Below are 14451 nucleotides of genomic sequence, written 5' to 3'. Positions count from 1 at the left end.
CAATAGGGTCGCCACCGATAAATCCCTTCTGCCGGTGGTCGACAGCGTGTAGTCGTCTACTGGAGCGCGACGCTGCTGGTTCCGGTGCGTTACCGCACGTCGTCGAACCGCCCGGCCATCTCGATGTCCTGGTCGGTCACTCCACCGGCCTCGTGGCTCGTCAGACGCACCTCGACCTCGTCGAAGCGCACCTGAATCTCGGGATGGTGAAACTCCTCGTCGGCGATTTCGGCTACTTCGGTGACGAAGGCCACGCCGTCGAGGTACTCCTCGAACTCGTAGACCCGAACGATCTCGTCGCCGTCCTGCTGCCACTCCGCGGGAGCGTTCTCACTGATCTCGTCGTCGGAGAGGATTTCGGCCATGGCCAATACATCGCGGCCCGGACGAATAAAGATGGTGTCGGCGGCGGACAGTTCGGCCGAATCGTCTACGAGACGATCAGTCGGCGCGACCCCACTCGGCGTCGTGTTTCGGCCGCCGATCGACCGCCGCAACCGCCGAGTCCGCGTCGCGCGCCGCGAGGCCGGAGAGTGCGGCCCGCGCGCTCGCCTCGGTCGAGAAGTACGTGACGTCCTCCTCGACACACACTTCGAGTGCCGCGCGGTCCCGCGAGATCACGAGGTCGACCTCGCCTTCGCGGATCGCCGCCGCGAGGTCGTCGAACTCCTGGCAGTCGAAGTGTGCGGCGAACCCGTCACGGAGATCGCGTCCCGCGTCGCTTGCGGGATCGGGGAACTCCGCCGCCGAGAGGTCGACCGCCGCGACGCCCTCGGCTGGGATCGGTTTACCCGTCGCGGCCTGGGCCTTCCAGTACGCCTTCCCGAACTCCTCGGCGGTCCCCATCACTTCGCCCGTACTCTTCATCTCCGGGCCGAGCCGCGGATCGCTCCCCGGCAGCCGATCGAACGGCAATACGACCTCCTTCACGCTCGTCTGCTCGGGGACCTGTTCGGTCGCATCGAGATCGTCGAGCGACGCACCCGCCATCACCTGGGCAGCGAGTTTGGCGATCGGCACGTCGGTGGCCTTCGAGACGAACGGCACAGTGCGGGACGAGCGCGGGTTCGCCTCCAGGACATAGACCTCGCCGTCTCTGACTGCGAGCTGGACGTTGAGCAGGCCCACAGTGTCGAGTGCGTCCGCGATCCCCTCGACGACATCGCGCACCCGCGCCAGCACGTCGGCGTCGAGAGAGCGCGGCGGGATCATACACGCCGAGTCACCGGAGTGAACGCCGGCGGACTCGACGTGCTCCATGATCCCGCCGATCAAGACGTTCTCCCCATCGGCGACCGCGTCGACATCGAGTTCCACTGCACCCGCGAGGAACTCGTCGATCAGGATGGGCTGATCCGGACTCACCCGGACGGCCTCCTCGACGTACTCCCGGAGGCCGTCGTCGTCGTAGACCACGTCCATCGCGCGGCCGCCGAGGACGTAGCTCGGGCGGACCAGAACCGGATAGCCGATCTCGTGAGCGAGTTCGAGCGCCTCGTGCTCGCTGACGGCCGCCCCGCCGACGGGCTGGGCGACGTCGAGATCGTCCATCAGAACGTTGAACCGGTCGCGGTTCTCCGCGAGATCCATCGCCTCGACAGACGTGCCGAGCACCTCGCAGTCGAGGCCCCGCCGATCGATCTCGCTCTCCAGCCCGCGCCCGATGTCGACGGAGGTCTGGCCGCCGAACTGGACCATCACGCCGTCGGCCCCGGTAGCCTCGATCGCGTCGGCAACCTCCTCGGGCGTGATCGGCTCGAAGAACAACCCATCGGAGGTGTCGTAGTCGGTCGAGACGGTTTCGGGGTTGTTGTTGACGACGTGGGCCTCGATCCCCATCTCGCGGAGCGCGCGCACCGCGTGGACCGAGCAGTAGTCGAACTCGACACCCTGACCGATCCGGATCGGGCCGCCGCCGACCACGACCACGCTCTCGACGTCGCGATCGACTTCGAGCTCGCCCGCCGCCCCTTCACCCTCGTAGGGACCGGTGTCGGCGTACTCGGGCTTCCGTGCGGAGTAGTAGTACGGCGTCTCGGCTGCGAACTCGCCGGCACACGTGTCGACCTGCTTGTACGTCCGGCCCGTTACCGACGACTCGACGTCGCCGACGCCGCCGATCTCGGCACCGCCGTCCGCGGCGGTCGCGGCGATCTCGCTGTTGGTGAATCCGGCGCTCGCTGCGGGCTGGAACTCGCCCGTGGCGGCCGCTTGCGCGGCGTCAGCGATCCGGACGTACCGCTCGGTGTACCACGATTTGATTCCGGTGAGGGCCGCCAGATCGTCGGCAGTGTAGTCCCGCTCGGCTGCCTCGAACATCGCGTACGGGCGGTCGGGCGTCGGCCGTTCGAGGTACTCCGTTTCGAGCGTCGCGTCGTCGACCGCGTCCCACTCGACGTCGGGCTCGTACTCGGTCGAGCGCAGCGCCTTCAGCAGGGATTCCTCGAACGTCCGCCCGATCGCCATCGCCTCACCGGTGCTCTTCATCGCGGTCCCGAGCTCGAACTCCACGTCCCGGAACTTCTCGCTCGGCCATCTCGGAACCTTGGTCACCACGTAGTCGATCGCGGGCTCGAACGCTGCGGTGGTCTCGCCGGTGATCTCGTTGTCGATCTCGTGGAGCCGTTTCCCCATGGCGACTTTCGCGGTGACGCGCGCGATGGGATACCCGGTCGCCTTCGAGGCGAGTGCGGACGAGCGCGAGACTCTGGGGTTGACCTCGACGACGCGGTACTCGCCGCCGGGCGTACCGTCGTCACGCCACGCGAACTGGATGTTACAGCCACCCTGGATGCCGAGATCGCGGATCACGTCGAGCGCCGCGGTCCGCATCTCCTGATGGCCGTCGTCGGGGATCACCTGGCTTGGGGTCACCACCACGGACTCGCCGGTGTGAATCCCCATCGGGTCGAGGTTCTCCATGTTGCAGATGATGATACACGAGTCGTCGGCGTCGCGCATCACCTCGTACTCGAGCTCGACCCAGCCGGCGATCGACTCGGTGATGAGCACCTCGCTGTTGCGCGAGAGCCGCAGCCCCTTCCGGACGCGCTCGTACAGCTCCTCGCTGTCCTCGACGACGCCCGACCCGCTCCCGCCGAGCGTGTAGGTCGTCCGGGAGATGACCGGAAGTCCGCCGACCGAATCGACCGCCGCATCGACGCGCTCGCGCAGGCCTGCCTCGTCGAGGTTCGTCACCGACTCGCCTTCGTCGAGAGTGATCGTCGTCGAAGCGGGCACCGGCTGTCCGATGTCCTCCATGCGCTGGCGGAACAGATCACGATCCTCGGTGGCGTAGATGGTGTCGAGCGGCGTCCCCATGATCTCGACGTCGAACTCCTCCAGCACCCCTTCCTCGGCGAGTTCGGCGGTCACGTTCAGTCCCGTTTGACCACCGAGGCCCGCGATGACGCCGTCCGGGCGCTCCTCCTCGATGATCTCGGCGATGGCTTCCGTGGTGATCGGTTCGATGTACACCTCGTCGGCCATCTCGGGATCGGTCATGATAGTCGCCGGGTTGGAGTTGACGAGGACGACTCGCGCGCCCTCCTCCGCGAGCGCGCGACACGCCTGCGCGCCGGAGTAGTCGAACTCCGCCGCCTGACCGATCTGGATCGGACCGCTGCCGATGAGCAAAAACGTTCTGTCCTCGTCTGTCATTACCCGTCGTGATGCGTACATCGTAATAAGCACCACGATAGAATACGAGATGCGCAATTGAGTTTCGAAAATCGAAACCGGTGAGCCACGGCGACTTCGTCCCGTGGCCTGTTCGAGGACGGAACTCCACAGCAAGCTCGTCGGAGCCGCCGTTTCGATGGATCGAAGCGCCGCTGCGGTCGAAAAGCAGTTGATCGACCGAAATCGCTCGACTTCGGCGGTCAGTTCGCCGTGTCGTCGAGCACGCGATATCGGTACGGGCGGTCCCGGATGACTTCGACCTCGCCGTCCGCACGGCGGCCGAGAACGGTGGCCACCCGGTGTGGGCTGTCGAGGGTTTCGCCGCGCTCGTCGAGCAGGTCGTGGATCTCCCGGGCCGTCAACGGCTCGTCAGGTTCGACCTCCGCGAGCGCCGTCCGGATGCGCTCGAACTCGCTCCGGCGGAGTTGCATACGTCTTCCCATGGCCTCCACCCACATAACATGGCGTCAGACAGCCGTATGACGCTCTGTTCGGCGAATCGCCAGCCGGCACCGATACGCCCGGTACGGGGGCGTCAGACGGGCGTGTCGGTCTCGCGTTCGAACTCGCGCTCGCGGCGGTACTGCTCGACGAACGCCTCCACGTCGAACTCGTGCATCTGGCGTTCGAACTCGCTCGCCGCGTCGTCGTCGGCGTGGCTCACCGCGTGTTCCATCAGCTCCACGATGAGTTCGACCACGATCTCGTGGAGTCGTCGGGCGTCGAAGTCGGTGGCCCAGACCAGCGCGTAGCCCACGTCGCTGTTCTCCGCGACGTCCTCGGCGACGACCTTCTGGGGGAACTCCTCCAGCACGACACCCATCAGATGGATCGTATCGAACTCGTCACCGTCCTCTGATTCGATCGTCTCGCGGAGCACCTCCACGAGTGACTCGGGGACGAATCGACTCGGCGGGTGGACGTCCATCACGAGGGCGTGGCGCTCGCCGCAGTCACAGCCGAACTCCCGCATCCCCATGTCGAGGTCCGCAATCGCGACCGACTCGCCGCAGGGGAGGGCGAGGTCCGACCCCCGACTCCCAGGGACGCGTGGCTCTGCCATACGTGGTAGCTGGTACGGCACGCGGTTAAACGCCGCGGCTCCCCGGCGTCAGACCGCCCACTCGTCGGTGTCGGCCTCGTCGTTCCGGACGGCGGCGCGGTCGGCGTGGAGCTGTGCGTACGCACGCGTTATCACCGCGGTGCCGAACACGGCCGTCACGCCGCCGACGAGGATCGAAACGATCACGTTGACAAGCGGGCTGACGGCCCCGAACAGCAACGGTACCACCGTCGAAACGAGGAAAACGAGAACGGCAACGCCGAGTACGAGCGCGAACAATTCGAGCCGGTCGCCCTTCGTCAGCTGCCAGCTACTCGCCATCGCGTCGACGAAATTCTCGTCCTCGACCGCGATCTCCTGTCTGAGAAAGAGGAAGGCGATCGCGAAGAAGATCCCTGGAACGATCAGGAAGATCAGCCCGATGGCGACGATGATGCCGACGACGATCCCGCCGACGATACCGTTGAGCGTCGCCAGCACGATGTTCCGGCCGGCGAGTCCGGCCGAGAGTTCCTGGCCGCTGTCGGCGAAGAAGGCTCGAACGGCGACGATGTTGACCGCCTCCGCGAGAATTCCCGTGAGCACGAGAAGCAGCCCCGCGACGAGTGGTGAGATCGGCAGCGCGAGCGGAGCCTGTCCTTCGAGAGCGGTCTCGATCTGGTCGATCTCGCCCGGAGTGAGATCCTCCGGTGCAGTCCCCGATTCTGTCCTGAGAGCCTCGATGAGCGCATCGACTGCCTCGGCGACGATCGTCTGTGTGGCGAGAGCGGTGACGATTCCGATGACGACGAACGCAACCGCGAGAACGAGACCGTCGCGCGTGACCGTCCGGCGGGCACCCTCGCGGAGTGCCGTCCCGATCCGTAGTGACATGGGACAACCGTCTGCGCGGCGGATATTAAATCAATGCATGCGAACGGCGATCGGATTCAGGGCCAGTCGTCGCGCGTCGCGGTGTCGGTGTCAGTATCGTTTTCGTCGGGCGCGTCGGCGGCGAGCGTCCACCCGGCGGCGTCGGCCGCGTCTTCGAGCGCGAGATACTCCCACTCGACGCTTTCCGCGAGGGTGGCGTCGTTCTCGTCGGTGCCGACGAAGACGTGACGTTCGGTGTCGAACTGGCGCTTGACGTTGTCGAGACTCTCCTCGCGCCCGCGTGGTCCCGAGAAGAAGTCCTGTCGGATGCGGTGTTTCCGGGTGAAGTTCGTGACCACGTAGGTGGGCTGATCGGAGATCACGCCGACGTACTCGGTCCACCGGCGCGCGTCCGAAACCACCTCGGTGGGGTCGGCAAGCGCTTCGAGCGCCGCGAGTTCGAACGCCAGCGTCATGTCGCCGCTGCCGCCTTCCATACCCCGGATCGGACGTGATGGAGGAAAACGGCTTCGATGCGATTCCCGCTTTTCGACGGAGACGACGGGCAGTCGGCGGCTCGTTCGACAAACTCAGTTGGGGGGTTTGGTGGCGACGGCCAACCCGTCGCCGACGAATCCCGACACAAATGAGGACCGCAGGCCACTCCCTCCCCAGCCGATTCGCTCCGCTCGCAGAGCTCGCTCCGCTCATCCCTCGCGCGAGTCGGGCGTCTTCGACGCCCTCCCGCGCGCCACCGCCACTCAGGGTAAACTGAGCTGTTCAAGTGATTCGGGCGACCGTCGGGATGCGAACCGCTGGAGCGGTCAAAGGCCTTCGCGTTAGGATAGCTGTTCGCGCTTGTCTACTGCTCGGGGGCGGGTGCGAGATCGTCGAGATCGACTTCCTCGGCCATCAGCACGTCCTTCTGGTCGGCCACGACGCGCTCCTCACGAGCCAGTTTCTTGTACTTGCTCTGGGGGGCGAGATCGCCGATCAGGACGCCGCCGACGATCTTGCCGTCCTTGAACGCGAGCCGCCGCCACTCGGTATCGGAGAACTTCGCCTCGGCGTGGTCGTCGCCGATCGTCGGGTGGCCAAAGGAGAGGAACGGGAAGTCGAAGTGAGTGATCGAGTACGACGAAACCCAACGGAACGCCTCTTCCTCACCGTCGGCGAGCATGTTCTTGGCCGCGATCGTGCCCTGTTCTTTCGCGCTACCCCACGAGCCATTTTGAGCGTAGTCGTCGATGATCGTGTCGTAAAACCGGGTGAGATCGCCCGCGGCGTAGACGTCGTCGACGCTGGTCTGCATGTACTCGTCGACCACCACGCCGTCGTCGCGCTCGATGTCGGTGCCCTGGAGCACTTCGAGGTTGAAGTCGAGGCCGATCGCCACCCCGGCGAACTCGCTGTCGTAGGTCTCGCCGTTCGGGTCGACAGTCGATGAGATGTGGCCCGAATCGTCGACTTCGAAGTGGTCGACGCCGCTGTCGAAGACGGGAGTGACGTTTTTCTCCTCCAGCGCGTTGTGGATGATGTCGGCTCCGTCCTTCGAGAGCGCGTACCGCCACCAGCACTCGCCGCGCATCAGATAGTGGGCGTCGATCTCCTGTGCGCCGCAGATGGCCGCGAAGTCGATCCCGAGAAGTCCGGCACCGACGACGACGCCGGTGTCGGCGTCTTCGGCGTGTTCCTTGATGGCGCGTGCGTCGTCGAACGTCCAGAAGTGGTGGACTCCCTCGGCGTCGCTGTTGTCGACGGGGAGTTGGACCGGCGTCCCGCCCGTCGCGACGAGGAGTTTGTCGTAGGTGTACTCCGTGCCCTCGTGGGTGTGGAGGGTGTGTTCGTCGGTGTCGATTGCGGTGACGTGGGTGTCGAGCTGGAGGTCGATGTCGCGCTCGTCGTACCACTCGGGGTCGTGGATCGACATCGGGGCCGCGGGCAGTTTCCCCTTCGCGAACTCCTTGATCAGAATGCGATTGTAGAGCGCCTCGCCCTCGTCGGTGATCACGGTGATGTCGGCGTCGGGAGCGCCCTCCCGGAGGCTCTCCGCCGCGGAGCTCCCCGCGATCCCGTCGCCGATGATGACGTACGACCCAGCCATAGGTGGGCTTCGACACCCGGGGTAATGTGAATTGCTATCTCCGTAGCCGGTCGGCTCGGGGGCTGGCGCGTCCGCGATCGATTCGTGGCCGGTCGTCTCCATCTGTCCACCTCAGCCGTCCGTCTCCGTCCGCGCTCGTGTGTCTGCCCTGCGTCTCGCCGCCGTCGACAGGGGGTCGAGACGAGTGCCCGGGTTTGGCGGTCGAGGCGGTGCGTTGATGTGGCTCCCGACCTGATATCCGACGATGAAGATCAACCAGAACGTGCGTCACTTCGCGGCGAAACAGGCGCTCACGACGCCCGGCGTCGCCTCGGTCGTCAACTACGGGCTGGTCAAACTCCACACGCGGGTGTTCCTCGGCAAGGCCGACCCCGCCCACGCGGCGGAGCGCGAGGACCACCTCGACGGTCTCTTCGAGGCCACGACCGATACGTACACCGCAGCGCTCAAAGCAGGATTCACCGAGGCCGAAGCGCGCGAGATCACCCACATTCAGGGAAACTTCGACTTCTACAACCACGGCTGGACCGAGATGATGGAGATCCCGGCCGACGAGATCGAGGCCCACTACGACCGCTATCGCGACTTTTTCTCCCACTACGACATCACCATCGCCGATCCGCTCGGCTCGTTCGCGCCGCGCGGCGGCATTCCCGAGGCTCCCTCGACGCCGGAAAAACTCGACGAGCCCGAGCATCCCCACGCCAAAGGCGGGTTCGCCGACGACGTCTACGTCGAAGGCCCGGACGGTGAAGTGCTGATCGGCGGTCACGACGAACCCCAGGATGTCGACCTCACCGACGCGCCCGGCGTCGGGTCCGAGGACGTCGAGAACTGATCGACTGTTGGCAACCGCGAACGTCCGGAGCGAAGGCCGCGCCTTTATCCATCCACCGGCACAGACGGGGGTATGGTCGATCCCGAACTCGGTCGCGCCACCATCGTCTACGACAAGCTCGACGAAGGACAGGTCGAAATCACCGTCGACAACGAGTACATTGCGTACTTCGACGACCACTGGCTCGTGAAAGTCGGCGAGGACGACGACGGCAACGACGTCGTCCGTCGCATTCCACGGGATCGCGTCCAGCACGTCGAACGCTCGGTCGAGAAGTTCCAGGACAAGCTCGACATGATGGCCGACGAGGCGAAAGAACGGCTCCCGTTCTGACCTTTTATTAGGTATCCCACGGCGGTAACCCAGGGCGACGACGGCGCGTCGTCTGGTTCCGCTGCTATACCCTGCTTCTCCAACGACTCGCTCCCGGAGGAACCCCTACCACGCCGTCAGATCGCCGCGACCCACGCCCGATACCCCTTAGAGCGGTCGTAGACCTGTCGAAAGACCCGATCCGCGAATTCGGCGATGCGCTCGTCGTCCGTCCGCGCCGTCACCCGGACGTTGGTGCCGTCGACATCCTCCGGCGTGGCGAGATCGTCGATGGTGAACGACGGGAACCCATCGAGCAGCGATTTCAGCCGGTCGAGCTCGTCGTCGGTGCAGTCGAGGTTGAGCGTACCGTCGGCGTACTGGATCCACGGTGTGGGTTCACTACTCTCTCCGGCTCCCTCGTCCGTGTCGTCCGTCGTGGCCTCGATCGTCAGGAACGCGCTGTTGCGCTCGGTGTGGGCGCGGATCGCGTCGGCAAAGAGTTCCTGACGAGCGTCCGCGGTGGCGGCGTCGAAGCGGGTCATGACGTGGTTTCGACCGTCGGAGTGAAAAACGGGGCGGCACGTCGTTCGTCAGGGAAACGGAGCCATTGGTCGTGTTCGACTCGTCCCCAGCGAACGGCAGGATTTATGTCCCGCGTCGCGTCGTCGCGGTGAGATGCGCGTCACCGTCTGTGAACTCCCCGAGGACCGCACCGCGTTCGAACGCACGTGGCCGGCGCTAGTCGAGCACGTCGCCCACGAGGACAGCGATCTCGTGGTGTTGCCCGAGATGCCGTTCGCGCCGTGGCTTCCCGCGAGCTCGACCGACGACGGGGCTGCGTGGGAGCGCGCCGTCGCCGCACACGACGAGTGGATCGAACGCCTCGACGCCCTCGCACCCGCGACCGTGCTGCTGTCCCGGCCGTCGATCCGTGGGGAGCGACGGTGCAACGATGGCGTCCGGTGGACCGCCGACGACGGCGCGACAACGGTTCACGAGAAGCGCTACCTTCCCGAGGAACCCGGGTTCTGGGAGGAGTCGTGGTACGATCACGGCCAGCGCGAGTTCTCTCTCGTCGAGTGCGCCGACGCGCAGACGGGATTTCTGATCTGTACGGATCTGTGGGCCGCCGAGGAGGCGCGTTCGTACGGCCACGCCGGCTCACACCTCATCGCCAACCCGCGGGCGACCGAGCAGCGCACCCTCGAGAAGTGGCGCGCCGGCGGGCGCTCGACTGGGTCGTCTCGGGTGCGTTCGTAGCGTCGTCGAACCGGGTCACGATCGAAGACGACCCGAGCGTGGTCTTCGGCGGCGAGGGATGGATCGTCGATCCCGACGGAGCCGTGATCGCCCGCACCACGCGAAACCAGCCGTTCGTCACGATCGAGATCGATCTCGATACCGCAGAACGGGCGAAGGAAACGTACCCACGTCCGGCGTTCCGTGACTGACGGCTCCCCTTCGATAGTGGTTCGGACGACACGACGGCCGCCTTACGGCGCTCTCGCGAGGAGGTGAAGCCATTCTCCGTCGCTTCCCTCGTGGAGCTCCTCGACGACGAATCCCGCGTCGATCGTGCGCTCGCGCAACTTCTCTGGAGTGTAGAGCGTGAAGTGCCGCTCGTCCCGTTCTCCATAGGTCTCGCCCCCGCGTGTCCGCTCGCCTTCGCCTCGCGCCACGGCACAGAAGAACACTCCGTTGGGCCGGAGCACGCGCCGGAACTCTCGAAGCGTGTCGCTGGCGTCGGCGTGTGGAACGTGGAGAAACGACGCACACGCCCACAGCCCGTCGACGGACCGCTCGGCCACTCCGAGCGTGCGCATATCCATCCGCGCACGGCTCGCCCCGGAAGCGACTTCGCCGGTGGCGTCGAGGAAAGACCGGGAGAGATCGATGGCGGTCACGTCGAGCCCGTGCTCGCGGAAAGTCGCGGACTCCCAGCCGGGACCGCAGCCGACGTCCAGCACGCGATCACCGTCGATCCCGTCGAGCGCCCCGAGGAACGTCTCGATAGCGTCGGCGATCACGCTGCGATCGGCGTGGCGCTCGCGGTACTCGGGGGCGACCCGTTCGTAGGTGGCGACCGTGTCAGCGACTGACTCGTCCATGGCGGTGACTCCAGCGGTGTCTCCATCAAGGTTGGTGAGCCTCGTCACTCGGGATAGGGAACGTCGATCGACTGGCCGTCCTCGGCGACGAACGCTTCGCCGTCGGCGACCTCGCGCGCCTCGCGTTCGAGCTCGGAGGCGTCGCCCGCGTACCGCGAGGAGATGTGGGTGAGAGCGAGCCGTTTCGCGCCGGCGCGATTGGCGAGTTCGGCCGCCTGGATCGACGTCGAGTGGCCGGTCTGGGCGGCGCGCTCGGCGCGATCGTCCGTAAAGGTCGCCTCGTGGATCAGGAGATCGGCGTCGGTCGCGGCCTCGACGGTCGTGCCCGTTGGTCGCGTGTCGCCGGTGTAGACGACCTTCCGGCCCGGCCGCGGCGGCCCCACCACCTGTTCGGGTTCGACCACGGTGCCGTCCTCCAACTCGACGGTTTCACCCTCGTGGAGTCGGGAGAACTTCGGCCCCTCGGGCACGCCGAGTTCCTCTGCGTGCTCGCGGTCGAATCGACCCTTTCGGTCGTCCTCAACCAGCGCGTATCCCACCGACTGGGTACGGTGGTCGGTCGCGAACGCGCGGATCTCGTACTCGTCTTCTCGGAGCACGACGCCGCCGGGCGAGGCTTCGTTCACCCGGACGGGGTAGCCGGGCCGCGCCCCGGTGACGCCGACGAGATTCTCGACCGTACTCCGGGTGCCCGGCGGCGTGTGGATCGCGAGCGGCTCTTCGCGGTCGTTGAAGTCGAGAGTCTGACAGAGACCGGGGAGCCCGAGCACGTGATCGCCGTGGAGATGCGTGAGGAACACATGAGAAACGGTGAAGCCGGTGCCGAAGCGCATCATCTGGCGCTGGGTCCCCTCGCCGCAGTCGAAGAGGAGTCGCTCGCCGTCGCGCCGGAGCAGGAGTCCGCTGGTGTTGCGCCGGGTCGTCGGGACCGCACCGCCGGTCCCGAGGAACGTTACTTGCATACTTCAAAACCCGTTCGACAGGGTTTCAAACTGTTGTCTTCGCAGCCTGTGGACAACACTACGAGTGATACACTCTCTCACGACGACACCGTACGTCTCGACAGCACTACCGTTCCGCAGTAGAACGCAACTGCTGAACGACGGAACACCACCGTCGATCAGGACAACCTCGTTTGTTCAATACCAAGCACTGTTTGGACGGATACTCGCCATTATCACTAGCTTTATGACGTATCGACGTATCACGTCGGATCGGCTGGTCATCAGCCGTGAAAACCCGACGGCAAGGGGACGATGCCAGGGTAACGGATCTCGATCCACAATCCCCTGCCTTCGGAGCGGGACACCAAGTCCCACCAGCAGTGCTACCACGTACTGTAATGGGTTTTGTGTTTCATGTGCGGTTGCACTACACTATGATCACCACTGAATCCGACAGTCCGATCTATCGTGATTTCCGCCGACGATCCATCCGTGGCCGAGCTATCGTCCGTCGATCGTCTCGGCGATCCAGCCGACGCGCTGGGCCACCCGTCGTGTGGTTCCGAGCCGCGAGTTCTCCCGAAGCGAAGTGTTGAGCGTCTGTCGCACGAGCCACCGATCGGATTTGCCGTCGAGCCGCCACCACCGCACGTCGGCCCGGCCGAGCAGATACGACTTTTCGAGGAAGTCCCGGAAGGACTCGACGTAGGTGTGCTCGACGGCGAGTTCGGGGACGTACTGGATCGCGTACTCTTCGGCGATCCGTTCGGCGAGTTCGGACTCCTCGTGGCCCCAGCCGAAGGCCTCCTCGTCGAACCCACCGACCGACTCGAGTACTTCTCGTCGGATCGCCATGTTACAGCCCGGCAGTAGATCGGTGGGTTTGGTCTCGTCGCCCTGATCGTACCACGGAAGTTCGAGGTCGCGATACGGCGCGTCCGCGGGCTGGACCACCCGGCCCGCAACCGCGGGGTAGGCGTCGAGCGCGACGCTCGCGATCCGGAGGTAGCCCCGACACGGGAGCGAGTCGTCGTCGAGGAAAACGAGCTTCTCGCCGTTGGCTCGCTCGATACCGACGTTGCGTGCGTGCGCTGCTCCCTCGTCGCGTCGGACGATCACCTCGTAGTCGTCGAACCCGTCGTGCGCGAGGCGCTCGACCGGCTCGATCGTCGCCTCGGGCGGCAGGGTCGTCGGAACGATGACGCTCACCTCGACCATCGCTCCCCGCTTTCACCAGCCACCGGAAAGCCCTTCCGGGCGCGCCGTGGGCTGTCCCGACCGTCGAGGCGGTGCGAACGGGCAACAGCATACGGTACGCTGTCTCGATGAGGGCGCAGTCAGCAACACTTAATGTGTCCGCTGTCGTTCATATTGCCAATGGAGGAACAGGTTCTCGCGGCGGTTCCCGCGATCCTCTCGGTGATCCTCTGGATCATCGTCCTCCTCTCTGCCTGTTCCATCGCGTACTGGACGTATCTCGTGGCGTTCGTCGGGCGGCGCTACAAGTATCCCGACCCTGCGTACGATCCCGGCGACGTTCAGGTGCGCTTTCTCACGGTCGACTCCGAGCGGATCGTCCAGGAGAGCGTGAACGCACTCCCCGAGTCGATCACCGACCGCCACGTGATCGCCGAACAGCCGATGACGATCGACGGTGCGACCGTCCACGTCGTCCCCGAGGCGTTCGAATGTGAGGCGATCCGGAAGGGACGAGCGCTCGAATGGGCCCGCCAGCATCTCACCTGCGAGAAGGAGTTCGTGCTCTTTCTCGACGAGGACAGCATCGTGACCGACCTCGACGGGATTCCGGATGCCGACGTGGTCCAGTTCCGCGAGCGCCCACGCCGGAGTCGGTCGTGGCTCACCTATCTCGCCGAAGTCTTCCGGCTCGGGTTTCAGATCGAGCAGCGCGCGTTTCCCTCGCTTTCGGTGCCGCTGTACGCGTGGGGTGGTGGGATCGCGATCCGCGCGGAACTCGAGGGCTGGATCGGGTGGGATCGGAAGACGATGATCGAGGACACCACGTTCGTCTGGAGCGTGGCGGCCGACGAGGGGATCGATCTCGATTTCGCGCTCGCGCGCGACATGTTCGACACCCAGGCCCCGCCGACGGTCCGGGCGATGATCGGCCAGCGAAGCCGGTGGATCGCGGGATCGCAGGCCCAGCGTGGCCTGCTCTCGCCGCTGTACCGGACGCTCACCACCGTCCGGAACATCGCGTGGGCGTTCTCGCCCGCGGTGCCGGTGTTGACGTTCGTTCCGTTGTTCATCCCGGGCACCATCGCGTTCGAACTCGCCTTCCAGGTGCTCTCGGTCGCGGTGTTCTCGTTCGTACTCGTCTGGTCACTCCTCGGGATTCGGTACTACGACGAGTCGTTGCTCGTCGGCGTGGCGTTGGTCGTGCTGACGCCGATCGTCAGCCTGCTCCACTCGCTCGGTGCGCTCGCTGGTCTCGTGATCCCGCCGACGGACTTCGCGGTGACGCGGAAGGTCAATCCCGATCTCGTCGAGACCACCGACCGCGAGATCGACGGCGACTGAACTCG

At 65.6% G+C, this 14451-nt stretch carries 16 protein-coding genes; 5 read left to right on the top strand and 11 right to left on the bottom strand.

Features of this window, described 5'->3' with window-relative positions; translation table 11 throughout:
* Nucleotides 1-89 precede the first annotated feature (89 nt).
* The 7 genes from C449_RS10705 to C449_RS10675 all read right to left on the bottom strand — a co-directional run bounded on the left by C449_RS10705 (nucleotide 90) and on the right by C449_RS10675 (nucleotide 7700).
* Complete coding sequence (locus C449_RS10705) at nucleotides 90-365, bottom strand: 4a-hydroxytetrahydrobiopterin dehydratase (protein ID WP_006078036.1); 276 nt, start codon at nucleotides 363-365, stop codon at nucleotides 90-92.
* Between the two features lie 76 nt (nucleotides 366-441).
* Nucleotides 442-3660 (bottom strand): carbamoyl-phosphate synthase large subunit, encoded by a 3219-nt coding sequence (carB, locus tag C449_RS10700; RefSeq protein WP_006078035.1) that lies wholly within the window; start codon nucleotides 3658-3660, stop codon nucleotides 442-444.
* A gap of 221 nt (nucleotides 3661-3881) precedes the next feature.
* Nucleotides 3882-4112: a hypothetical protein gene (locus C449_RS10695; RefSeq protein ID WP_006078034.1), complete on the bottom strand. Its 231-nt coding sequence runs from the start codon at nucleotides 4110-4112 to the stop codon at nucleotides 3882-3884.
* 104 nt (nucleotides 4113-4216) lie between these two features.
* A complete protein-coding gene (locus C449_RS10690; protein ID WP_006078033.1) occupies nucleotides 4217-4744 on the bottom strand; it encodes a DUF5815 family protein in 528 nt (175 codons plus the stop codon).
* Between the two features lie 48 nt (nucleotides 4745-4792).
* Nucleotides 4793-5617: a hypothetical protein gene (locus C449_RS10685; RefSeq protein WP_006078032.1), complete on the bottom strand. Its 825-nt coding sequence runs from the start codon at nucleotides 5615-5617 to the stop codon at nucleotides 4793-4795.
* Between the two features lie 56 nt (nucleotides 5618-5673).
* Nucleotides 5674-6093 carry a DUF7124 domain-containing protein gene (locus C449_RS10680; RefSeq protein ID WP_006078031.1) on the bottom strand — a complete coding sequence of 140 codons (420 nt, stop codon included), beginning with the start codon at nucleotides 6091-6093 and terminating at the stop codon, nucleotides 5674-5676.
* Nucleotides 6094-6458: 365 nt separating this feature from the next.
* Nucleotides 6459-7700 carry an NAD(P)/FAD-dependent oxidoreductase gene (locus C449_RS10675; RefSeq protein WP_006078030.1) on the bottom strand — a complete coding sequence of 414 codons (1242 nt, stop codon included), beginning with the start codon at nucleotides 7698-7700 and terminating at the stop codon, nucleotides 6459-6461.
* 244 nt (nucleotides 7701-7944) lie between these two features.
* On the opposite strand from C449_RS10675, the gene C449_RS10670 reads away from it, so the two are divergent.
* Both C449_RS10670 and C449_RS10665 read left to right on the top strand, forming a co-directional pair.
* On the top strand, nucleotides 7945-8538 hold the full coding sequence (locus C449_RS10670; RefSeq protein ID WP_006078029.1) for a DUF6149 family protein: 594 nt from the start codon (nucleotides 7945-7947) through the stop codon (nucleotides 8536-8538).
* 72 nt (nucleotides 8539-8610) lie between these two features.
* Nucleotides 8611-8871, top strand: coding sequence for a hypothetical protein (locus tag C449_RS10665; RefSeq protein WP_006078028.1), 261 nt, complete (start codon nucleotides 8611-8613; stop codon nucleotides 8869-8871).
* Nucleotides 8872-8987: 116 nt separating this feature from the next.
* Here C449_RS10665 and C449_RS10660 read toward each other — a convergent pair whose 3' ends face one another.
* Nucleotides 8988-9395 (bottom strand): hypothetical protein, encoded by a 408-nt coding sequence (locus tag C449_RS10660; RefSeq protein ID WP_006078027.1) that lies wholly within the window; start codon nucleotides 9393-9395, stop codon nucleotides 8988-8990.
* Nucleotides 9396-9528: 133 nt separating this feature from the next.
* On the opposite strand from C449_RS10660, the gene C449_RS10655 reads away from it, so the two are divergent.
* A complete protein-coding gene (locus C449_RS10655) occupies nucleotides 9529-10113 on the top strand; it encodes a nitrilase-related carbon-nitrogen hydrolase (RefSeq protein ID WP_049914082.1) in 585 nt (194 codons plus the stop codon).
* Entirely contained in the window at nucleotides 10065-10304 is a 240-nt protein-coding gene (locus C449_RS18120; RefSeq protein ID WP_049914080.1) for a nitrilase-related carbon-nitrogen hydrolase, read from the top strand. The genes C449_RS10655 and C449_RS18120 overlap by 49 nt, the downstream gene beginning before the upstream one ends.
* Before the next feature lie 42 nt (nucleotides 10305-10346).
* Here C449_RS18120 and C449_RS10645 read toward each other — a convergent pair whose 3' ends face one another.
* The 3 genes from C449_RS10645 to C449_RS10635 all read right to left on the bottom strand — a co-directional run bounded on the left by C449_RS10645 (nucleotide 10347) and on the right by C449_RS10635 (nucleotide 13123).
* Nucleotides 10347-10961 carry a class I SAM-dependent methyltransferase gene (locus C449_RS10645; protein ID WP_049914078.1) on the bottom strand — a complete coding sequence of 205 codons (615 nt, stop codon included), beginning with the start codon at nucleotides 10959-10961 and terminating at the stop codon, nucleotides 10347-10349.
* 44 nt (nucleotides 10962-11005) lie between these two features.
* Entirely contained in the window at nucleotides 11006-11923 is a 918-nt protein-coding gene (gene rnz, locus C449_RS10640; RefSeq protein ID WP_006078024.1) for a ribonuclease Z, read from the bottom strand.
* A 483-nt stretch (nucleotides 11924-12406) separates the two neighbouring features.
* A complete protein-coding gene (locus C449_RS10635) occupies nucleotides 12407-13123 on the bottom strand; it encodes a glycosyltransferase family 2 protein (protein ID WP_006078023.1) in 717 nt (238 codons plus the stop codon).
* A 159-nt stretch (nucleotides 13124-13282) separates the two neighbouring features.
* On the opposite strand from C449_RS10635, the gene C449_RS10630 reads away from it, so the two are divergent.
* Nucleotides 13283-14446: a glycosyltransferase family 2 protein gene (locus tag C449_RS10630; RefSeq protein ID WP_006078022.1), complete on the top strand. Its 1164-nt coding sequence runs from the start codon at nucleotides 13283-13285 to the stop codon at nucleotides 14444-14446.
* The last annotated feature ends 5 nt before the right edge of the window (nucleotides 14447-14451 follow it).

The sequence above is a fragment of the Halococcus saccharolyticus DSM 5350 genome (assembly GCF_000336915.1).
Lineage (GTDB): Archaea > Halobacteriota > Halobacteria > Halobacteriales > Halococcaceae > Halococcus > Halococcus saccharolyticus.
Note: the sequence above shows the minus strand (reverse complement) of the source record. Positions and strands in the feature narration are given on the sequence as shown.